We start from the raw sequence: 23223 nt of genomic DNA on the forward strand, positions 1-23223 counted from the left end.
GGGATCAGGCGGCGGGCGGGGCGGACAGGCTGTGCAGGCAGGCCACCAGGCTGCGCGCCTGGATGTTGACGTAGTGGCTGTGCCGTAGCAGATCCACCAGCTGGTGGACCGCGATCCAGCGGAAACCGGGATGCTCGGCCTCGGTCTCGGCTGCGGTGCCGGCCTCGTCGGCCTCCACGATGAGATAGCGGCTGGCGGCATGGTGGAAACGCCCGCCCTCCTCCGAGAGCGTGACGTCGTAGCGGATGCGTTCCGGCGGCGCGGACAGGACCGCGTCCAGGAACGGCGGGCGAGCCTGGCCGGGAAGCGCGTCGTAGTTGGTCGGTGCGACGTCGACCGTCGGGGCCAGCTCGGCGGTGTCGCGGCAGCCCGGCTCGGGCCGCAGATGCAGCAGGACGTGCAGGACGCCGTCGATCCGGCGGGTGAGCAGTGCGACGATGCCGTTCTCGGACGGCTCGATCATCGGCTGGGACCAGCGCCGCACCTCGCGGCCCGACGCCTGGATGTCCACGGCGATGACCTCGAAGAACCGGCCGGTGTCGTGTGCGATGGAGTACTCGCCGCGGTGCCAGCGTTCCACCCGGTTGAGCGGGATCCGGCTGACGGTGACGTCGGCGTTGCTGCGGTAGTCGGTGATCCAGCGCAGCAGCTCGCCGGTCGAGTGGACGCTGCCGTGCGCCGACGCGCAGGAGCGCGCCAGCGCCAGCCGGAAGGGGTCGCCGCCCGGCCGCATCGTCTGCAGCAGGTGGGCGCCGTCGAACGGCAGGCACGACAGGACCGTGCGGGCGTCCATGTTGACGACGTTCTCCAGCGCGAGCAGCCTGTGCAGCTGGCCGAGCGTCAGCCAGCAGAAGCCGTCGAGCAACTCGACGTCGTCGGTGACCGCGACGACCATGTTGCGGTTGTGCTTGCGCAGGAACCACGAGCCCTGCTCCGACTGGCGCACATCGGTGATCAGCAGGTGCCGGGAGGGATCGCGGAAGTACTCCAGGTACGGCACGCCCCGGCCCCGGTGCACCCCCTCGTAGTTGCTGCGGGTGGCCTGCACGGTCGGCGAGATCTGCAGCCCGTTGGCGTTGCCGGGCTCGACCTTGGCCTGCATCAGGCAGTGCAGCACGCCGTCGAACTCCTTGACCAGGATGCCGAGGATCCCGATCTCCGCCTGGATGATGATCGGCTGGGTCCAGCGCGGCACGGCGTGCCCGGGCACGTGCGCCGCCACGCCCTCCACGGTGAAGAACTTGCCGCTGTCGTGGCCGATGTTGCCGGTCAGCGGATCGATGTGCCAGCCGTCCAGGTCGTTCAGCGGGATCCGGGTGACGTGCGTGGACGACCGGTTCCCGAATTCGGCCAGCCAGCCGTGGAAGTCCCGCATCGGCATGAGCGGGCTGTCCGGGGTCAGGACGGACCTCGCGATCTTCTCGGAGATCCATCGGTCGTCCAGGCCCGCCGGGCGGGCCGGGACCGTCCGGCGAGGGGCGGAAAGGTGGGTCATCGTGGGGCTCCTCGGCCGCCGCGCGGCGCCTCGGGCGCCGGACCGCGCTGGCTCACGGTCACAGCGTCCGCAGGACTTCGCGGACGGCGTAGATCACCTTGTCCTGGACGTCCTCGGACAGGGACGGGTACATGGGCAGCGAGAAGATCTCCTTGGCCAGCGCCTCGGTGACCGGCAGCGAGCCCTCCGCGTACCCGAGATGGCTGAAGCCGGTCATCGTGTGGACCGGCCACGGATAGCTGATGTTGAGGGAGATGTCGTAGCCCTTGAGCGCCTCGATGATGCGATCGCGCTCGGGGTGGCGGACGACGTAGACGTAGTAGACGTGCTCGTTGCCCGGATTGGTCGCCGGAAGGACCAGCCCGGTGTCGCCCAGGCCCTCCTCGTACCGGCGCGCCACCGCGCGGCGGCCCTCGACGTAGCCGTCCAGCCGCGTGAGCTTGCGGCGCAGGATCTCGGCGTGGACCTCGTCGAGGCGGCTGTTGTGGCCGGGCGTCTGGACGACGTAGTAGACCTTCTCCATGCCGTAGTACCGCAGCCGGCGCAGCGCCGCGTCGACCTCGGGATCGTCGGTGACGACCGCGCCGCCGTCCCCGTAGGCGCCGAGCACCTTGGTGGGGTAGAACGAGAACGCGGCGGCGTCGCTCATCGTCCCGGCGAGCCGGCCGTGGTGCGTCGCGGAGTGCGCCTGCGCGCAGTCCTCCAGGATCTTCAGGCCGTGCTCGGCGGCGAGCCGCTCCAGTGGCGCCATGTCGACGCACTGCCCGTACAGGTGGACTGGCAGCAGGCACTTGGTCCGCGGAGTGATGGCCGCCTCGACCTGCCCGACGTCCATCAGATAGTCCTCGGCGCGCACGTCGACGAAGACGGGTGTGGCGCCGGCGCCGTCGATGGCGAGGACCGTGGGCGCGGCGGTGTTGGAGACGGTGATGACCTCGTCGCCGGGGCCGACGCCGAGGGCCTGCAGCCCGAGCTTCACCGCGTTGGTGCCGTTGTCGACGCCGACGCAGTGGCCGAGCCCGTGGTGGCCGGCGAACTCCCGCTCGAATCCTGCCACGCTGTCGCCCAGCACCAGTTTCCCGGAGCCGAACACCTTGTCGACGGCATCGAGGATGTCGTCCCGTTCCTTCTCGTACTCCGCTGTGTAGTTCCACACATAAGTGGTCACGGCGGGCTACCTCCTGCACGACACGGCACGCTGGCCAAAGGGAAGACTGGTCGTTGCCCTATTTAAGAGTCCAATCGGAATTCAATGTCGCGGGGGAGTGTGCGGCAACCCCTAATTGCCCCAGCGCCCGGGGCCGTACCCCAGACCTTTCGGCAATCCATGACGGGTTCGCGGAATCGGGGTTAGCGTCGGTTATCTTTGGCCTTATCCATGGCATCCGTTACGAGGATGGGATCAGATGAAGGGCATCATTCTCGCGGGGGGCAGCGGTACACGGCTCAATCCCGTGACCATTTCCGTTTCCAAGCAGCTGCTCCCGATCGGCGACAAGCCGATGATCTACTATCCGCTGTCGGTGCTGATGCTGGGCGGCATCACCGAGATCCTCCTCATCGCCCGGTCGGTGGACCTGCCGCAGTTCCAGCGCCTGCTCGGCGACGGGTCGCATCTGGGTCTGCGGATCGACTACGCCGAGCAGGAGCACCCGAACGGTCTCGCCGAGGCGTTCATCATCGGTGCCGACCATGTCGGCGACGACACCGCCGCCCTGGTCCTGGGCGACAACATCTTCCACGGGCCGGCCTTCCAGCCGCTGCTCGCGGATAACGTCCGTGACGTGCGGGGATGTGTCCTGTTCGGCTATCCGGTCAAGGACCCCGAGCGCTACGGCGTGGCCGAGGTGGACGCCACGGGCCGCCTGGTGTCGCTGGAGGAGAAACCCCTGCGCCCCCGGTCCAACCGGGCCGTCACGGGCCTGTACCTGTACGACAACGACGTCGTCGACATCGCCAAGAACATCCGGCCCTCCGCCCGCGGCGAGCTGGAGATCACCGATGTCAACCGGGTCTACATGGAACGCGGCCGGGCCCGGATGGTCGACCTCGGCCGCGGTTTCGCGTGGCTCGACACCGGAACCCCCGAATCGCTGCTCCAGGCGGGCCTGTACGTCCGCACCCTCGAAGAGCGCCAGGGGGTGAGGATCGCCTGCATCGAAGAGATCGCGCTGCGGATGGGCTTCATCGACGCCGATGCCTGTTACGGGCTGGGCGCCGCCATCGAGAAGTCGGCCTATGGCCGGTATGTCATGGACATCGCCCAGGAAATAGAACTGCAGCGGTTCGCCGACGAGGAACTCGCGGCCAACGAACTCGTTGTGGAGGGATTCGTGCCGTCGGAGTCCCTGGCCTGAGGCCATTCCGAAAGCCGTACGCCGCCTCCCGGATTCCGGGAGGCGGCACTTTTATTGCGTTTCCGGTTCGATCGTGTCAGCGGCGGGCGGCGAGCTTTTCCAGGCCAGGAACGATGTCGTGCGGGCTCGGCGCGGACAACATTTCCTTCTGCGCCCTTTCGGCACCGTCGCGCAGCGCCGGATCGTCCAGGAGCCGGGCGAGATCCCCGGCCAGCGTGCCCGCGGTGCCGGCCAGGCCGGCGGACTGCTCCTCCAGCCGCTCGGTCACCCAGGACGAGCCGCCTGTCACCAGCTGCGGGACGCCGTGCACGACGGCGGCGTTCAGCGTGGAGATACGGCCGTCGTGGACGATCACCGCACAGCTCGGCAGCAGCGGGTCCAGCGGCAGCGAGTCGAAGATCCGCACATTGTCGGGCAGGTCGACGCCGGCCGGAACGCGGTCGGCGGGCAGCTCGGCGATCACCTCGACGTTCAGGTCCGCGAGAGCACCCAGCACCTCCGCCACGGGCTGATCCGGTCCCGGGACCAGGCACACGCGAGGGCGGCGCGGCGTCCGGCGCAGCCAGCTCGGGATGACGGTCTGCCCGTGGTGCGGCACGTGCCGCATCGGGCGCCGGTCGAGGCCGGACGGCACCCGCAGCCATTCCGGCAGCGGATCGATCGTTGCCTGACCGAAGAGGAGGTCGTCGCCGTGCTCGTGGTCGCCGGCCAGCTCGGCCAGGCGGGCGGCGAGCGGGCCGGGGTCCGGGAAGCGCGCCAGGTGGTCGGGTTCGGCGAGGACCCGCACGTGTGCGGCGCCGACGGTGCGCGCCAGCAGCGCACCGGCGTGACTGCGGGCGTCCCACAGCACCAGGTCGGGCTTCCAGGCCCGCCCGTATTCGACGAGGCCGTCCACGAGCACCGGGTCGATGGCGGCCACGTAGGCGGCGAGCGCCGCGGGGTCACCCTCCGAGAGGTCCGGAATGCCGGACGAACCCTCGCCGGCCGGAACGGAGACCGAGGTCAGGCCGGAGTTCTTGGTGACCTCTGCCAGCTCGGGGCGGCCCGCGACGCAGACCTCGTGCCCCGCGGTCCGTGCCGCCCAGGCGAGCGGCACCAGATTGTGCAGGTGGTCGGGGATCGGGGAGGCGGTGATGAGGACACGCATGGAAAGTCTCCAACCGGGTGTTCAGCGGATCGTCAGCGCGCGGCACGGGCGGGCACGCGGTGCCGCCGGTACCACTCGACGGTGTCGCGCAGCCCGTCGCGCAGCGAGCGCGGCTCGAAGTCGATGACGTCGTAGAGGCGGCCGACGTCCAGGGTCCGGTTGGGCCGCCCACCGGATCTGGCGGGGTCGAACCGGATGCGCTCGGGCTCTTCCAGCGCTTCGCACACCAGGCGCGCCAGGTCGTGCACGGTGACGATCTCGCTGGTGCCGATGTTGAGCACGTGGTGCTTGCCGACCTCGACCATCCGCAGCACGGCGCGGACCAGGTCGGTGACGTGCATGTAGGTCCGGGTCTGGCTGCCGTCGCCCCAGATCTCGATCTCCTGACCGGCCATCACCTTGGCGAACATGCTCGGCACCACCCGGTCGGTGTCGGGCTCGAAGTTGTCGCGCGGCCCGTACACACTCGTCAGCCGGGGCAGGAAGATGTTGGTCCCGTACTCGATCCGGTGCGTCTCGGCGAGGATCTCCGCGTACACCTTCGACAAATAGTAGCCGTCCGGTACGTATTTCATCTGCCGGGTGAAGTCGTCGTCCTCGTGAATGGGATAGGTCTCGGGATTGAGATAGATGTCGCTGGAACTCAGCAGGGCGACGTCCGGGACTCCGTGCGTCCGCGCCACCTTCAGCACATTCGAGGTGACTCGCATGTTGGTGTCGAGGATCTGCCCGGAATGGTCGCGGCGGAATTCCACGCTGCCCGACACCGCGGCGCAGTGGAAGAACGCGTCGACGCCGCCGCGGGCCAGCTCGAAGACGGCGGACAGGGCGTCCTCGTCCCGCAGGTCGAGCTGGGCCGTGCGCAGCCGCGACGAGTCGGGAAGCTGGGCCAGGACCCCCCGGCGGTCCCTGCGGTACAGGCAGATGACCGAGGCCTCCCGCTCCAGCAGCTGCTCGACGATGTGAGACCCGATGAAACCGGCTCCGCCCGTGACGACCACGGTTTTCCCGGCCCAGCTTCCGTTTGGCACGTTGTTCCCCTCTTATCATAGAAAGGTCTGTGGATAACGTAGGGTCCGCGCATTGCCGGGGACGACCCCTAGGCGCCCTTATCGTCAATTGTTCGGCTCGGTGAACTCCGGTTAAGGGGACGTAGGGGTGGGGGCGGGACGAAGAGCTTCCTAGCGTGTCGGTTTTATGGACGACCAGGCGAAGCTCCTCGACTATCTGAGGCGGGCCACGGCCGACCTCAAGGAATCGCGTCGCAGGCTGCGCGAGTTGGAGAACCGCGACCACGAACCCGTGGCGATCGTCGGCATGGCGTGCCGGTTTCCGGGTGGCGTCCGTTCACCCGAGGACCTGTGGACGCTGGTCGCCGGCGGCGGTGACGCGATCGGCCGGTTCCCGGAGGATCGCGGCTGGGACCTGGACCGGCTCATCGACGAGACGGGGGAAAGGCCCGGCACGACCTATGCCGGGGCGGGCGGCTTCCTCTATGACGCGGGTGACTTCGACCCGGGTTTCTTCGGCATCGCGCCGCGCGAGGCGGCGCTCGTCGATCCCCAGCAGCGGTTGCTCCTGGAGGTGGCGTGGGAGGCCCTGGAGCGGTCCGGGATCGACCCGGTGTCCCTGAAGGGCAGCCCGACCGGGGTGTTCGCCGGAGTGATGTACCACGACTACCCGGGAATGGCGGCGGTCGGAAGCATCGTCACAGGACGGGTCGCCTACACGCTCGGCTTGGAGGGGCCGGCGGTCAGCGTCGACACGGCGTGCTCGTCGTCGCTGGTGGCGCTGCACTGGGCCGCGAGATCGCTCCGCGCCGGAGAATGCTCGCTCGCGCTGGCCGGCGGCGTCACCGTCATGGCGACGCCCGAGACGTTCGTGGAGTTCAGCCGTCAGCGGGGCCTGTCTCCCGACGGGCGGTGCCGGTCGTTCGCCGCCGCCGCGGACGGGACGGGCTGGTCTGAAGGCGCCGGGCTGGTCGTGGTGGAACGCCTCGCCGACGCCGTCCGGAACGGCCATGAGATCCTCGCCGTCATCCGCGGGTCAGCCGTCAACCAGGACGGGGCCTCCAGCGGGCTGACCGCCCCGAACGGCCCGGCCCAGCAGCGGGTGATCGGCACGGCCCTGGCCGACGCCCGGCTCACCCCGGCCGACGTGGACGCGGTGGAGGCGCACGGGACCGGCACGACGCTCGGCGACCCGATCGAGGCCCAGGCGATATTGGCGACCTACGGACGCGACCGGCCCGCCGGCCGGCCGCTGTGGCTGGGGTCGCTCAAGTCCAACATCGGGCACGCCCAGGCCGCGGCCGGGATCGGCGGTGTGATCAAGACGGTCATGGCGATGCGCCATGGCCGTCTTCCCCGGACCCTGCACGTCGACGAGCCGACCCCGCAGGTGGACTGGACGGCGGGCGACGTCAGGCTCCTCACCGAGGCGGTCTCCTGGCCCGACCACGGCCGTCCGCGTCGCGCCGCTGTCTCCTCGTTCGGCATCAGCGGCACCAATGCCCACCTGATCCTTGAGGCGCCGGCCGACGCGCCCGCGGCCGGACGATCGGCCCGACCCGGCCGTCCGCTGCCCTGGGTGGTGTCCGCCAGAAGCCCGGCCGCGCTACAGGCCCAGGCGGAGAGACTCGCCGATCATCTGGACGAACATCCCGAGCTGGACGCGGGTGACGTGGCGTACTCGCTGGCTGTGTCGCGCGCCCACCTGGACCACCGCGCGGCGGTCGCCGCCGGGGACGTGGCCGGGCTGCGGAAACTGGCCACGGCCGAGACGCACGCCCCTGTGTCGCACGGGGCGACGGCGTTCCTGTTCTCGGGTCAGGGTTCGCAGCGGGTGGGGATGGGCCGGGAGTTGTATGAGGCGTTCTCGGTGTTCGCTGAGGCTTTTGATGCGGTGGACGCCGAGTTCCCGTTCTCGCTGCATGAGGTGATTGCGGACGAGCGCGTTAACCAGACGGCCTTTACACAGGCCGCTCTCTTTGCGATTGAGATAGCGCTTTATCGCCTTGTCGAGTCGTGGGGTGTGCGTCCGGATTGGTTGGTGGGTCATTCGATTGGGGAGTTGGCGGCTGCTCATGTGGCTGGGGTGTGGTCGCTGCCGGATGCGGTTCGTGTGGTGGAGGCGCGTGGTCGTTTGATGCAGGCGCTTCCGGGCGGTGGCGCGATGGTGGCGATCGCTGCGGACGAGGAAACGGTGCGGCCGTTGCTGAGGGCCGGGGTGGACATCGCGGCGGTGAACGGCCCGTCGTCAGTGGTGATCTCCGGCGTGGAAGCGGAGGTCATTGACATTGCGAGTCGGTTTTCTCGTACTAAGCGGCTGAAGGTGTCGCATGCGTTCCACTCATCGTTGATGGAGCCGATGCTGGCGGAGTTCCGGCGGGTTGCCGAGTCGGTGACGTATCACCCGCCGCAGATTGCGATGGCGTCGGGTGAGGTTTCGTCGCCGGAGTATTGGGTCCGTCAGGTGCGGGACACCGTCCGGTTCCATGACGCGGTCGAACAGGTCACCGACCAAGGAGCCACGTGCTTTTTGGAGATCGGTCCGGATGCCGTTCTGTCGGCGCTGGTCGATGGTGGGATTCCGGCTCTGCGTCGAGGACGGTCTGAGGCGGCGGCCCTGGCCGAAGCCATCGGGCGCCTGCACGTCGCCGGGGCCTCCGTGGAGTGGCCCGCGTTCTTCGAGGGACACGACGTGCGGCGGGTCGACCTGCCGACCTACGCGTTCCAGCGGCAGCGGTACTGGCAGCCGCCTGCGGAGCGGTCGGCGGGCCTCGCCCACCCCTTGCTGGACAGCGTGATCGGGTTGGCCGACTCGGATGAGCAGGTGTTCTCCGGCCGGTTGTCAGTGGAGACCCAACCGTGGCTCGCCCATCACGCGGTGCGGGGGCACGTGGTCGTTCCGGGTGCCGCGCTGGTCGAGATGGTGCTGTGGGCCGCCGGTGGGGCCGTGGTCGAGGACCTGACCCTGGAAGCGCCCCTGGTGCTCCCCGACCGAGGTGGTGTCGACGTCCAGGTGCGGCTTGGCGCCGAGGAAGGGCGCCGCATGGTGACGGTCCATTCGCGGACCGGAGAGCTTCCCTGGGTACGGCATGCGTCGGGCTCCCTGGTCGCGGGCGGCGGCGAGCCGTCGTTCGAGCTGAGCCAGTGGCCGCCGGCGGGCGCCGAACCGGTCCCCGTCGACGAGCTGTACGACGACCTGGCGGATGCCGGTCTGGCCTACGGGCCCGTCTTCCAAGGGATGAAGCGCGCTTGGCGGCGAGGTGACGAGGTGTTCGCCGAGGTCGCCCTGGCCGAGCCCGGTGATGGCGAGTTCGCGCTGCATCCGGCGGTGATCGATGGAGCCCTGCACGCGATCTGGCTCGCCGGTGTCGCGGGTGAGGGCGTGTGGCTGCCGTTCTCCTGGTCGGACGTCGAGCTGTTCGCCTCCGGTGCGACAACGATCCGCGTCCGCGTCACCCGTTCGGGAGCGGACGGCGTCTCGCTGCAGATCACCGATACGGAAGGCCGCCCTGTCGCCTCGGTGGGGTCGCTGGTGCTCAGGCCGTTGCCCGAGGGGCAGCTGTCGGCGGCCACCGGGCTGTTCGGCGTGGAGTGGGTACCGAGTTCGATCCCCGCGAGGGGAGAGCACGTTCCGGATCCGGTTCGGGTGGCTGGCGGCATGGACGCCGCGGCGGTGCTGGCGGAAACGTCACGCGTGCTGGAAGCGATCCAGATGTGGCTGGCAGAGGAACGACCTGCATCGGCAAGGCTCGTGGTGGTCACCCGGGGCGCGGTGGCGCTTCCGGGAGAGGACATCACCGATCTCGCCGGTGCCGCCGTCTGGGGACTGGTGCGTTCGGCGCAGGCGGAGAACCCCGGCCAGCTCGTACTGGTGGACGCGGATGGCGAGCCGGACCTCGCGGCGGTCGCCGGGATGGGGCAGCCGCAGGTGGTGGTCCGGGGCGATCGCGGATTCCTGCCCCGGGTGACGCGGGTGACGGGGGCGACGACCGAGGCCGGGACCGCATCCGGCTTCGGCGACGGGCAGGTGCTGATCTCGGGCGGGACCGGGGCGCTCGGCGGCCTGGTGGCGCGGCATCTGGTGGAACGCCATGGCGTGCGGCGGCTGCTGCTCGTCGGCCGCCGTGGGAAGGCCGGCGGCGTGGTCGGGGAACTGTCGGCGCTGGGCGCAGAGGTCGAGGTGGCCGCCTGCGATCTCGCCGATCCCGACGCCGCCGCGAGGCTGCTCGCGGGGCGGCGGTTGAGCGCGATCGTCCATGCGGCCGGGGTGCTCGCCGACGGGATCGTCGAGTCGCTGACGCCCGAGCGGCTGGAGGCGGTGCTGCGGCCCAAGGTGAACGCGGCGCTCAACCTCCACGAGCTGACGCGCGACCAGGACCTGTCGGCGTTCGTGCTGTTCTCCTCGGTGTCAGGGGTCTTCGGAGCCCAGGGACAGGGCAACTACGCCGCCGCCAACGCCTTCCTCGACGCTCTGGCATGGCACCGCCGGACGGCGGGCCTTCCGGGGCAGTCGCTCGCGTGGGGGCTGTGGGAACTGGCCGACGGAATGGCGGGTGGCCTCACGGGCGGCGAACGGTCGCGGATCTCCCGTTCGGGAGTCGCCGCGCTCACCGCCGCGGAGGGGCTCGCGCTCTTCGACGCCGCCATCGCCACCGGCGAGCCGTTGCTGGTGCCCGTGCGGCTGGCGGACGCCGCTGAGCGACCCGCCCGCTCCGCGGCGCCGGGCAGGGACGCCGGCACTGATCCGCTGACGCTGGTACGGTCCGCCGCCGCCGAGATCCTGGGGTACCCCGACGCGGACGCGATCGGCCCCGATCGTTCCTTCAACGAACTCGGCTTCGACTCGCTCGCGGCCGTCGAGCTGCGCAACCGGCTCTCCGCCGCCACCGGCAGGCGCCTGCCGACGACCCTGATCTTCGACTGCCCGACGCCGCGGGCGCTGGCGTCGTCGCTGGCCGCGCCCACCGACGCGGCACGCGGCGCGGCATCCGGCACGGCCCCCGACCCCGAACGCGAGATCCGCCGGGCGCTGCAGCGGATCCCCCTGGAACGCCTGCGGGATCTGGGGCTGCTAGGGGTCCTGCTCGACCTGGCCGACGGCGATGATCCAGAGCAGGTGCCGGAGAGCTCCATCGACGAGATGGACGCCGACACGTTGATCGACTTGGCCATGCGAGACGCCGAGCAGGACACGGCCTCGGGGGTGTGAGACAGGCGATGAGCACATCCGAACAGCGGATGGTCGAGGCGCTGCGCGTCTCGCTCAAGGAGAAGGAACGCCTTCGCGAGCAGAACCGCAGACTTGTCGAGGCGACGCGGGAGCCGATCGCGATCGTCGGGATGGCGTGCCGCTTCCCAGGGGGCGTGCGTTCCCCCGAAGACCTGTGGCGGCTGGTCGCCGGCGGGAACGAGACCACGACCGGCTTCCCCGAGGACCGCGGCTGGGACACCGCAGGGCTGTACGACCCGGAGCCGGGCAGACCCGGGAAGACCTACACGCGTTCGGGCGGCTTCCTGCACGACGCCGCCGACTTCGATCCCGCGTTCTTCGGGATCAGCCCGAACGAGGCCCGGGCGATGGACCCGCAGCAACGGCTGTTCCTGGAAACGTCGTGGGAGGCCGTCGAACGTGCCGGGATCGACCCGGTCGCCCTGCGAGGCACGCCGACCGGGGTGTTCGCCGGGGTGATGTACCACGACTACCCCGGAAGCGCGGCGATCGGCAGCGTGGTGTCGGGACGGGTCGCCTACACGCTCGGCCTGGAGGGTCCCGCGGTCAGCGTCGACACGGCGTGCTCGTCGTCGCTGGTGACCCTGCACCTGGCGGTGCAGGCGCTGCGGCGCGGCGAGTGCTCGCTCGCCCTGGCTGGAGGCGTCACCGTGATGGCTACGCCGGGAACGTTCGTCGAGTTCGGCCGCCAGCGCGGGCTGTCCGCCGACGGCCGTTGCAAGGCGTTCGGCGCGGGCGCGGACGGAGTCGGCTGGGCCGAGGGCGTCGGTGCCCTGGTCGTGGAGCGTCTGGCCGACGCGCGTCGTCATGGCCGTCAGGTGCTGGCGGTGGTGCGGGGGAGCGCGGTCAACCAGGACGGCGCGTCCAACGGGCTCACCGCGCCGAACGGCCCGTCGCAGGAGCGCGTGATCCGCCAGGCGCTGGCCGCCGCCGGGCTGACCGTCGATGACGTCGACGCGGTCGAGGCGCACGGTACCGGGACCACGCTGGGTGACCCGATCGAAGCGCGGGCGTTGCTGGCGACCTATGGCAAGGACCGTGACCGGCCGCTGTTCCTCGGCTCGGTCAAGTCCAACATCGGGCACACTCAGGCCGCGGCGGGCGTCGCCGGTGTCATCAAGACGGTGATGGCGCTGCGGCACGGTGAGCTGCCCAAGACGCTCCACGCCGACGAGCCGACTTCACATGTCGACTGGTCCACCGGCAACGTCCGGCTCCTCAGCGAGACCATCGGCTGGCCCGGCACTGGCCGCCTTCGCCGCGCGGGCGTCTCGGCGTTCGGATACAGCGGAACGAACGTTCACACGATCATCGAACAGGCTCCGGACGCCGAGCCCGCGCCCGTAGCACCGCGTGCGGCTCTTCCAGTGCCGCTCGTGGTCTCGGCGCGGACCCAGGAGGCGGTCCCCGCTCAGGCCGAACGGCTGCTGGCTCACCTGACCGAGCACCCCGAGCTGGACCTGCTCGACGTCGCCTATTCCCTCGCCACCACCCGGACCGCGTTCCAACACCGAGCGGTCGCGGTCGGCGGGACGCGCGAAGAACTGGCCGGCTTCGTGTTCGGCGAAACCGAGGAGGGCAGGCTCGCCTTCGCCTTCTCGGGTCAGGGTTCGCAGCGGGTGGGGATGGGCCGGGAGCTGTATGAGGCGTTTCCGGTGTTCGCTGAGGCCTTCGATGCGGTGGATGCGGAGTTCTCGTTCTCGCTGCACGAGGTCATTGGTGATGACCGTGTTCATCAGACGGCTTTCACCCAAGCGGCTTTGTTCGCGTTCGAGGTGGCGCTGTATCGACTGATCGAGTCGTGGGGCCTGCGTCCGGATTGGCTGGTCGGTCATTCGATCGGTGAGCTGGCGGCGGCTCATGTGGCCGGAGTGTGGTCGCTGGCAGACGCGGCTCGTTTGGTGGAGGCGCGTAGCCGTTTGATGCAGGCGCTTCCGGCCGGTGGCGCGATGGTCGCGATAGCTGAGGCCGAGGAGAGGGTGCGGCCGTTGCTGATGCCCGGGGTGGACATCGCGGCGGTGAACGGCCCCTCGTCGGTCGTGATTTCTGGTGTTGAGTCGGAGGTCATCGACGTTGCGGGTCGGTTTTCTCGTACCAAGCGGCTGAAGGTGTCGCACGCGTTCCATTCGGCGTTGATGGAGCCGATGCTGGCGGAGTTCCGCAGGGTCGCAGAGTCGGTGACGTATCACCCGGCCCGGATCGCGATGGCGTCGGGGGAGGTGAGCTCGCCGGAGTATTGGGTCCGTCAGGTGCGGGACACCGTCCGGTTCCATGAGGCGGTCGAGCAGGTCACTGGTCAGGGGGTGACGTGCTTCTTGGAGATCGGTCCGGATGCCGTTCTGTCGGCGCTGGTCGAGGGCGGGATTCCGGCTCTGCGTCGAGGGCGGCCCGAGACGGCGGCCCTGGCCGAAGCCGTCGGGCGCCTGCACTTGAACGGCAAGTCGCCCGACTGGGAGGCGTTCTTCGCCGGGCGGGACGTCCGCCGCGTCGACCTGCCGACCTACGCGTTCCAGCGGCAGCGGTATTGGACGACGCCACAGCACGTGACGGACGGGGTAGAGCACCCGCTGTTGAACGCGGCCATGGAGGTCGCGGGCTCGGGACAGCAGGCCTTCTCGGGACGGTTGTCGGCCGAGTCCCAGCCGTGGCTCGCCGACCATGTGGTGCTCGGGCATCAGGTGGTCCCCGGCGCCGCGCTGGTGGAGCTGGCGCTGTGGGCCGGTGGCCAGGCCGGTAGCCCGGTGGTGGAGGAGCTGACCCTCGAAGCACCGCTGGTGTTGCACGACCGGGGCTCCCTCGAACTCCAGGTCGTCGTCGGCGATGAGGACGAGACCGGCCGGCGGCCGGTGGCCGTTCACACCCGGGCGGCGGAGGAGACATGGGTGTGCCACGCGTCCGGGACGTTGACTGCGCACGACCGCGACGCGTTCCAGCCGACGGCGTGGCCACCGGAAGGCGCCGTTCCCGTGCCGGTGGACGGGCTTTATGAGGAGCTGGCGGAGCGCGGCTACGACTACGGGCCGGAGTTCCGGGGCTTGCGGGCGGCGTGGCGGCACGGCGACGAGGTCTTCGCCGAGGTCGTTCTCGCGGGCGTGGACGACGGGTTCGGCCTGCATCCGGCGCTGCTCGACTCCGTTCTGCACGCGCATCGCTTCACGGGCGAGACGGACGAGACGCTGATCCCGTTCGCGTGGAACGGGGTGCGGTTGCAGGCGACCGGGGCCCGTGCGGTGCGGGTCCGGATCGCACCCGCGGGACCGGAGACGGTGACGGTTCAGATCGCCGACACGACCGGGGCTCCGGTGCTCTCGGTCGACGCGCTGACCGTGCGTCCGGTCGCCGCCCACCAGCTCGCCCCCACAGGCTCGCTCTACACGACCACCTGGGTCCCGCTCGACCCGGCGGCTGCCGGCCCGCCGTCGGACGCCGAGATCGTGATGCCGGACGGCGGTTCGACCGTCCGGGCGGCGCTCCGCGAGACCCTGGCGGCGCTGAACGCCGCGAAGCCGGAACGCCCGCTCGTCGTGGTCACCCGCAAGGCGGTCATGACGGGGGACGGCGATGTCATCGACCCGGTGACCGCGCCGGTCTGGGGTCTGGTGCGGGCCGCGCAGGCCGAGGACCCCGGCCGGTACGGCCTCCTCGACGTCACGGCCGGTGAGCCCCCGGCCGACCTGGTCGACACGTTCATGGCCTCGGGGGAGCCCGCTGCGGCGATCCGGGACGGGCGGCTGCTGGTTCCGCGGCTGGCGGCCGTGACCTCCGCCGCCGAGCCCGCGCCCTGGGACGCCGGCGGCACCGTGCTGATCACCGGCGGTACGGGCGGGCTGGGCGCGCAGCTGGCCCGGCACCTGGTCGTCGAGCACGGCGTTCGGAGCCTGCTGCTGGTGGGGCGTCGCGGCGAGCGGGCCCCCGGAGCACCCCGGTTGCGGACGGAGCTGTCGGATCTGGGAGCCGACGTCACCATCGAGGCTTGCGACGTCGCCGACCGCGAGGCCCTCGCGGCGCTCCTCGCAACGCACGGAGCCGGGCTGACGGCGGTCGTCCACGCGGCAGGGGTGGCCGACGTGGGACTGATCGGGACGCTCACCCGGGAACGGCTCGACGAGGTCCTCCGGGCCAAGGTGGACGCGGCCTGGAACCTGCACGAGCTCACGCGGGACCTCGGTCTGAAGGCGTTCGTCCTCTACTCGTCGGCGGCCGGTTCGCTGCTCGCCGCGGGGCAGGCGGCCTATGCCGCCGCGAACGTCTACCTGGACGCGCTCGCCGAGCACCGCCGTGCGCAGGGGCTGCCCGGCACCTCGCTGGCCTGGGGGCTCTGGGACGAGGACGCCGGGATGGCCGGGGACCTCGACGAGGCGGACAAGCAGCGGCTGCGGCGGCTCGGGATCCCGGCGGTCGCGCCGGACGCCGGGTTGCGGCTCTTCGACGCGGCGCTCGCCAGCGGCGAGCCGAACGTCCTGCCGCTGCCGCTCGACCACGCCGCGCTGCGCGCTCGGGGCGACGATCTGCCGCACCTGCTTCGCGGTCTCGTCCGCGCCGGGCCGGTGCGGAGGCCCGCGGCCGCCCGGCACACCGAACTTCCGCAGCGGCTGGCCGGCCTGACCGAGGACGAGCAGGTGGAGTCGCTGGCCGACCTGGTCGCCGGGCATGTCGCGGCGGTGCTCGGGCACGACTCCGCCGACGCCGTCGATCACCGGGCGCCGTTCCGCGACCTCGGCTTCGACTCCTCGGCCGCGGTGGAGCTGCGTGACGCGCTCGGCACGGCGACCGGCCTCCGGCTTCCGGCCACGCTGGTCTTCGACCAGCCGACGACGCTCGCCGTCGCCCGGTACCTGCGGGAGCGGCTCGTGCCGGAGGAGGCCGATCCGGTCGGGCGGGTGCTGGCCGAGCTGACCCGGCTCGGGGAGACCCTGGCGGCGGCCCCGGTGGGGAACGACGCCGGACGAGTCGCGATCACCGCCCGGCTGGAGGCGCTGCTGCGCCGCTGGCGCGGGAGCCACGACGACGACGTACGGGATGACGGCGGCGTGCGGGACTTCGCGTCCGCCACCGACGAAGAGATCTTCGCCGCGCTCGACGACGAGCTGAGCCTTCCGGAACCGGGTGAGGTGTGATGGCCGACGAGACGAGGCTGCGCAGCTATCTCAAGCGCGCCACCGTGGACCTTCGGGAGGCGAAGCGGCGCTTGCGGGAGGCCGAGGAACGGGCCGCCGAGCCGATCGCGATCGTCGGGATCGGCTGCCGTTACCCGGGCGGGGTGACCGGGCCCGAGAGCCTGTGGGAGCTGGTCGCCCAGGGGACCGACGCGATCGCCGAGTTCCCCGCGGACCGGGGCTGGGACCTGGCCGCCATCTACCATCCCGAGCCCGGGCGCCCCGACCGCAGCTACGTGCGGCACGGCGGTTTCCTCGACGACGCCGGCGCGTTCGACGCAGGCTTCTTCGGGATCTCGCCGCGCGAGGCCGTCCGCGCCGATCCCCAGCAACGGCAGCTCCTCGAAGTCGCCTGGGAGGCGTTCGAGCACGCCCGGATCGACCCGGGATCGGTCAAGGGCACCCGCACCGGGGTGTTCGCCGGCCTCATGTACCACGACTACGTCGGCGGCAGCCCGGCCGGGAGCATCGCCTCGGGTCACATCGCCTACAGCCTCGGCCTGGAGGGACCGGCGCTCACCATCGACACGGCCTGCTCGTCGTCGCTGGTCGCGATCCATCTCGCCTGCCAGTCACTGCGCCGCGACGAGTGCGAGCTGGCGCTGGCCGGGGGAGTGGCGGTGATGGCCACCCCGGAGATGTTCGTCGACTTCAGCCGCCAGCGCGCGCTCGCCCCGGACGGCCGCTGCAAGCCGTTCTCGGCCGACGCGGACGGAACGGCCTGGTCGGAGGGGGCCGCGCTGCTCGTTCTGGAACGCCTGTCAGACGCCGTGCGGCACGGCCACCGGGTCCTGGCGGTCGTGCGCGGCTCGGCCGCCAACCAGGACGGCGCCAGCAACGGCCTCTCCGCGCCCAACGGCCCCTCGCAGGAACGCGTCATCGCCGACGCCCTCACGAACTCCGGTCTCACCCCCGCCGACATCGACGTCGTCGAGGCGCACGGCACCGGCACCACGCTCGGCGACCCCATCGAGGCGCAGGCGTTGCTGGCCGTCTACGGGCGGGAGCGGCCGCACGGCCGCCCCCTGCTGATCGGCTCCATCAAGTCCAACCTCGGCCATCCGCAGGCCGCGGCCGGCGTCGCCGGTGTGATCAAGATGGTGCAGGCCGTCCGCGCCGGAGCGGTGCCCGCCACGCTCCACGTCGGCGAGCCGTCCCCGCACATCGACTGGTCGTCCGGAGCGGCGGAGGTCGTCACCGAGGCGAGACCCTGGCCCGAGGCCGGCAGGCCCCGCCGCGCGGCCGTGTCGTCGTTCGGTTTCAGCGGCACCAACGCCCATGTGATCATCGAGCAGGCGCCGCCCTCGGCGGAGGACGAGGTCCCGGCCGCCCCCGAGCAGGCCCGGCCCACCCTGTGGCCCGTCTCCGCCAAGACGCCGGACGCGCTGAACGCGCAGATCGAGCGGCTGGGCCCGTTCGTCCAGCACAATCCCGGCCTGCGGGCCGAGGACATCGGGCACTCGCTGGCCACCACCCGCGCGTCCTTCGAACACCGCGCCGCCGTCGTCGGCGGCGACCTTTCCGCGCTGGTCACCGGGCGGGCCGACGTCCGGGGCAAGACGGTGTTCGCGTTCCCTGGCCAGGGATCGCAGTGGCCGGGGATGGCGGTCGAGCTGCTCGCGGCCTCGCCCGTCTTCGCCGGGCGGATCGACGCGTGTGCGGAGGCGCTCGCTCCGTTCGTGGACTGGTCGCTTCTCGCCGTGCTGCGAGGGGAGGCGGGCGCGCCCTCGCTGGAACGGGTCGACGTCGTCCAGCCCGTGCTGTGGGCCGTGATGGTGTCCCTGGCGGAGGTGTGGCGGGCGCACGGCATCACGCCGGACGCCGTCGTGGGCCACTCTCAGGGCGAGATCGCCGCCGCGTCCGTCGCAGGATGGCTGACCCTGCCCGACGCCGCACGTGTCGTGGCGCTGCGAAGCAAGGCGATACGGGAGGTCCTGGCAGAGCGCGGCGGTGGGATGCTCTCGGTCGCGCTCGCCGCCGAACGGGTGGCCGCGCGGCTCGGCGACGGGCTTTCGATCGCGGTCGACAACGGCCCCGGAGCGGTCGTGGTCTCCGGAGACGGCGCGGCGCTGGACGCCCTCGCGGCCGAGCTGGCCGGCGACGGTGTGCGGGTCAAGCGCGTCGCCGTGGACTATGCCTCCCACTCCGTCCACGTGGAGGAGCTCGAAGAACGGCTGCTCCGTGAGCTCGGGCCCGTCGAGCCGCGCGGCGAGGGCCTGCCGATGTTGTCCACGGTGACCGGCGAATGGGTCTCCGGAGGAACGCTCGACACGAGGTACTGGTACGCCAACCTCCGGCGCACCGTCCGCTTCGCGGACGCGGTCGCCTCGCTCGCCTACCGGGGTTACGCCGCGTACGTCGAGGTCAGCCCGCATCCGGTGCTGACGATGAGCATCCAGGAGACCCTGGGGCCGCAGGCCCGGACGGTCGTCACCGGCACGCTGCGCAAGGACGACGGCGGCGAGGCGCGCCTGCTCACGTCGATCGGCGAGCTGTACGTGCGCGGTGTCGAGCCGGACTGGTCCGCCGTCTTCCCGTCGGCCCGGACGATCGATCTCCCCACGTACGCGTTCCAGCGCAAGCGTTACTGGGACCGCTATTGGGACCAGCCGGCCCAGGCGGAAGCCGCGCTGGACGACGGCTTCTGGGACGACGTACGCCGCGCCGACGCGACGGCGCTCGCCAACCGGCTGGGCGTCGAACGCGCCGCGCTGGACGGCGTTCTCCCCGCACTGGCGAGCTGGCACGGGCGGCGCAGCGACGAAGCCACTGCGGAGTCCTGGCGCTACGGCGTCTCCTGGCTGCCGGTGCCGGAGCCCTCTGTCAGACCCCGCCTCACCGGCACGTGGTTGGTCGCCGTGCCCGAGAAAGGCGCGGACCCCCACACGGTGAACGGAATCCTCGACGCGCTCAAGGCACATGGCGCCGAGCCCGTCCTTCTTGGTGGTGACTTCGCAGAGCAGGCCCCTGAGGGAGTCCTGTCCCTCCTCGCACTGGACGACGCCGATCATCCGGATCATCCGGAGCTGTCGCGCGGCACCGTGGCGACGATCGAGCTCGTCCGCGGCCTCGCCGAGGCCGGAATCGAGGCGCCGCTCTGGTGCCTCACGTCCAACGCGGTCGCCGTCGCCCCCTTCCAGCCGCCCGTCAGCCCCGCCCAGGCCGCGGTCTGGGGACTCGGCCGGGTTCTCGCACTGGACGGCCCTGACACCTGGGGTGGCCTGGTCGACTTGGCCGCCGACGATGAGCGAGCGTTCGACCGCCTCTGCCAGGTGCTGTCCGGCGGTACGGAGGACCAAGTCGCGATCCGGGGCAACGGTGTGTTCGCGTGCCGCCTCGTGCGTTCGCCGCTGCGAGGCGGGGCGCCCGAACGACGGTTCCGGCCCGGCGGGACCGTGCTGATCACCGGCGGGACCGGGGTCCTCGGCGGGCACGTCGCGCGGTGGATGGCCGCGGCGGGCGCCCGGCATCTCGTCCTCACCGGAAGGCGCGGCCCTGCCGCTCCCGGTGCCGGCGCGCTGACCGCCGAACTGACCGCGCTTGGCGCCACCGTGACCATCCGCGCCTGCGACGCCGCCGACCGCGACGCCCTCGCCGCCGTCCTCGACGCGATCCCCGCCGACCGTCCGCTCAGCACGGTGGTGCACGCGGCCGGTGAACTGGGCGACCCGGCGGCGTTGCCGGACCTGACGCCCGCGGAGTTCGCCGCACGCTGCCGCTCCAAGATCCTCGGTGCGCGCAACCTCGACGAGCTCCTCGCCGGCCGGCCCCTCGACGCGTTCGTCCTCTTCTCCTCCGGCGCCGCCGTGTGGGGCACCGCCGGGCAGCCCGCCTACGGGGCCGCGAACGCCTACCTCACCGCGCTCGCCCAAGGCCGCCGCGCGCGCGGCCTGGCCGCCACCGAACTGGCCTGGGGCCCCTGGGGCGGGGGCGGGATGGTCGACGACGAGGCTCGTGGCTACCTCGCCCGCATCGGTGTCGCCGAGATGGACCCGGACATGGCTCTCATGGCGCTCCAGCAGGCCCTCGACCATGACGATGACCACGTGGTCGTCGCCGACGTCGACTGGACGCGGTTCGCCTCCATCTACACGTTGTCGCGGCCTCGCCCGCTGCTGAACGAGCTGACGGCCCGGAGCGGGGACGAGGACGACGACGCCGGTCCGCCCGAAGAGGACCTCGCCGCCCGCCTCGCCGCGATGAGCGAGCCGGAGCAGACGCAGAGCCTTCTCGACCTGGTCCTCGGCAAGGCAGCCGCGTTGCTCGGCCACGACGACCCGGCCGAGATCGACCCGCGGCTCCCGTTCAAGGAACTCGGCTTCGACTCCGTCGCGGCCGTCGACTTCCGCAACCGGATCGCCGCCGTGACCGGGCTGCGGCTGCCCGCCACCGTGGTGTTCGACTACGCCACCCCGCAGGCGTTCGCAGCACACCTGCGCGTCTCCCTCACCGGCGAGACGGAGGAACGGCCCGTCCTGGCCGAGCTGGACCGGCTTGAGGCGAGACTGACCGCGCTCCCGCCCGGAGAACTGGAACGGCTGCACGTCACCGGCCGCCTCCACTCCCTCGTCACCCAGCTGACCCAGACGCTCGCCGGCGCCGCCACCGACGGCCTCGGCCTCGATTTGGCCGAACGGCTGGCGACCGCGAGCGCCGACGACGTCCTGGCGTTCATCGACAACGAGCTTGAGGTTTCGTGATGGCGAATTCAGAAGAGCTCCTCGGCTATCTCAAGCGGGTCACCGCCGAACTGCACCAGACCCGTCAGCGGCTGCGCGAGGTGGAGACCGAGGACCGTGACCCGATCGCGATCGTCGCGATGAGCTGCCGCTACCCCGGCGACGTGCGGTCGCCGGAGGACCTGTGGCGGCTCGTCGCGGCAGGCGGTGACGCCGTCGCGGGCTTCCCCGAGGACCGCGGCTGGAACCTCGACGCCCTCTACGACGCCGACCCTGACAGGCCCGGCACCAGCTACGTCCGCGAGGGCGGCTTCCTCTACGACGCGGGAGACTTCGACCCCGGCCTCTTCGGGATCTCGCCCCGCGAGGCCATCGCGATGGACCCGCAGCAGCGCGTGCTGCTGGAGCTGGCCTGGGAGGCGTTCGAACGAGCGGGTCTGGCGCCCGACGCGCTGAGCGGCGACCCCGTCGGCGTCTACGTCGGAAGCGGCGGCCAGGACTACTACGAGAACCTCGCGCCGGACTCGCTGACCGAGGACGCCGAGCCGTACCTCAGCACCGGCACCGCCGCCGCCGTCCTGTCCGGCCGCATCGCCTACACCTTCGGACTGGAGGGCCCGGCCGTCACGGTCGACACGGCCTGCTCGTCATCGCTGGTCGCCGTGCACATGGCGGCCCGGGCGCTCCGCCAGCGCGAGTGCTCCCTCGCCCTGGCCGGAGGCGTAATGATCATGTCGATTCCCGGCCCGTTCGTCGCGTTCAGCCGCCAGCGCGGCCTGGCGCCCGACGGCCGCTGCAAGTCGTTCTCCGAGTCCGCGGACGGCACCGGCTGGGCCGAGGGGGCCGGCCTCCTCCTGCTGGAACGCCTCTCCGACGCGCGCCGCAACGGCCACCCAGTCCTGGCCGTCATCCGCGGCTCGGCCGTCAACCAGGACGGCGCCAGCAACGGCCTCACCGCGCCGAACGGCCTCGCCCAGCAGCGGGTGATCCGCGAGGCGCTCGCCGACGCCCGGGTCCCCGCCGGGGAGGTCGACGCGGTGGAGGCGCACGGCACCGGCACGACGCTCGGCGACCCGATCGAGGCCGAGGCGCTCCTGGCCACCTACGGGCAGGACCGTCCCGCCGACCGCCCGCTGTGGCTCGGCTCGATCAAGTCGAACCTCGGGCACGCCCAGGCGGCCGCGGGCGTCGGCGGCGTCATCAAGATGGTGATGGCCCTGCGGAACGGCGTGCTGCCCGAGACCCTGCACGTCACCGAGCCCTCGTCCAACGTCGACTGGTCCGCAGGCAACGTCAGGCTTCTCACCGAGCCGGTCCGCTGGGACGCCGGAGGCCGCCCGCGCCGGGCCGGAGTCTCCTCGTTCGGCGTCAGCGGCACCAACGCCCACCTGATTCTCGAAGAGGACGGCGAGCCCGAACCCGCGCCCGCGCCGCGTGAGGGTGCCGTGACGCCGCTGCCCCTCGCCGTGGCCGCCGGGGACCCCGAGTCGCTCAAGGCCCAGGCCGAACGCCTCGCCACGTTCCTGACCGAGCATCCGGGCCTCGACCTCGGCGACGTGGCCTACACCCTGGCCACCTCCCGCGCGCAGCTTGGCCATCGCGCGGTCGTCGTCGCCACCGACACCGGTGAAGCCGCCGCGCGCCTGCGAGCCCTGGAAGCGGGCACCACGGCCAGTGGCAAGACTGCGTTCCTGTTCTCGGGTCAGGGTTCGCAGCGGGTGGGGATGGGCCGGGAGTTGTATGAGGCGTTCTCGGTGTTCGCTGAGGCTTTTGATGCGGTGGACGCCGAGTTCCCGTTCTCGCTGCATGAGGTGATTGCGGACGAGCGCGTTAACCAGACGGCCTTTACACAGGCCGCTCTCTTTGCGATTGAGATAGCGCTTTATCGCCTTGTCGAGTCGTGGGGTGTGCGTCCGGATTGGTTGGTGGGTCATTCGATTGGGGAGTTGGCGGCTGCTCATGTGGCTGGGGTGTGGTCGCTGCCGGATGCGGTTCGTGTGGTGGAGGCGCGTGGTCGTTTGATGCAGGCGCTTCCGGGCGGTGGCGCGATGGTGGCGATCGCTGCGGACGAGGAAACGGTGCGGCCGTTGCTGAGGGCCGGGGTGGACATCGCGGCGGTGAACGGCCCGTCGTCAGTGGTGATCTCCGG

General features: G+C 71.4%; 9 protein-coding genes. 5 read left to right on the top strand and 4 right to left on the bottom strand.

The window, feature by feature from the left end; translation table 11 throughout:
• Positions 1 to 4: 4 nt before the first annotated feature.
• Both F8566_RS26080 and F8566_RS26085 read right to left on the bottom strand, forming a co-directional pair.
• On the bottom strand, positions 5 to 1495 hold the full coding sequence (locus F8566_RS26080) for an NDP-hexose 2,3-dehydratase family protein (protein ID WP_151564337.1): 1491 nt from the start codon (positions 1493 to 1495) through the stop codon (positions 5 to 7).
• Between the two features lie 58 nt (positions 1496 to 1553).
• Positions 1554 to 2663 (bottom strand): DegT/DnrJ/EryC1/StrS family aminotransferase, encoded by a 1110-nt coding sequence (locus tag F8566_RS26085; RefSeq protein WP_151564338.1) that lies wholly within the window; start codon positions 2661 to 2663, stop codon positions 1554 to 1556.
• A 238-nt stretch (positions 2664 to 2901) separates the two neighbouring features.
• Between F8566_RS26085 and rfbA the strand changes: the two genes are divergently transcribed.
• Positions 2902 to 3852 (top strand): glucose-1-phosphate thymidylyltransferase RfbA, encoded by a 951-nt coding sequence (rfbA, locus tag F8566_RS26090; protein ID WP_151564339.1) that lies wholly within the window; start codon positions 2902 to 2904, stop codon positions 3850 to 3852.
• Between the two features lie 76 nt (positions 3853 to 3928).
• On the opposite strand, the gene F8566_RS26095 is transcribed toward rfbA, so the two are convergent.
• Both F8566_RS26095 and F8566_RS26100 read right to left on the bottom strand, forming a co-directional pair.
• Complete coding sequence (locus F8566_RS26095; protein ID WP_151564340.1) at positions 3929 to 4999, bottom strand: nucleotide disphospho-sugar-binding domain-containing protein; 1071 nt, start codon at positions 4997 to 4999, stop codon at positions 3929 to 3931.
• A gap of 32 nt (positions 5000 to 5031) precedes the next feature.
• A complete protein-coding gene (locus F8566_RS26100) occupies positions 5032 to 6030 on the bottom strand; it encodes an NAD-dependent epimerase/dehydratase family protein (protein ID WP_151564341.1) in 999 nt (332 codons plus the stop codon).
• Between the two features lie 166 nt (positions 6031 to 6196).
• Here F8566_RS26100 and F8566_RS26105 point away from each other — a divergent pair, with 166 nt between their 5' ends.
• The 4 genes from F8566_RS26105 to F8566_RS26120 all read left to right on the top strand — a co-directional run.
• The gene (locus F8566_RS26105; RefSeq protein WP_151564342.1) at positions 6197 to 11218 is read left to right on the top strand and encodes a type I polyketide synthase; all 5022 of its coding nucleotides are present in this window, start codon (positions 6197 to 6199) and stop codon (positions 11216 to 11218) included.
• Between the two features lie 8 nt (positions 11219 to 11226).
• Entirely contained in the window at positions 11227 to 16356 is a 5130-nt protein-coding gene (locus tag F8566_RS26110) for a type I polyketide synthase (protein ID WP_151564343.1), read from the top strand.
• Positions 16356 to 21095: a type I polyketide synthase gene (locus F8566_RS26115; RefSeq protein WP_151564344.1), complete on the top strand. Its 4740-nt coding sequence runs from the start codon at positions 16356 to 16358 to the stop codon at positions 21093 to 21095. The genes F8566_RS26110 and F8566_RS26115 overlap by 1 nt, the downstream gene beginning before the upstream one ends.
• On the top strand, positions 21095 to 23223 hold a 2129-nt coding region (locus F8566_RS26120; RefSeq protein WP_151564345.1), incomplete at its 3' end, for a type I polyketide synthase. The genes F8566_RS26115 and F8566_RS26120, both read left to right, overlap by 1 nt.

The organism is Actinomadura rudentiformis, from assembly GCF_008923185.1.
Lineage (GTDB): Bacteria > Actinomycetota > Actinomycetes > Streptosporangiales > Streptosporangiaceae > Spirillospora > Spirillospora rudentiformis.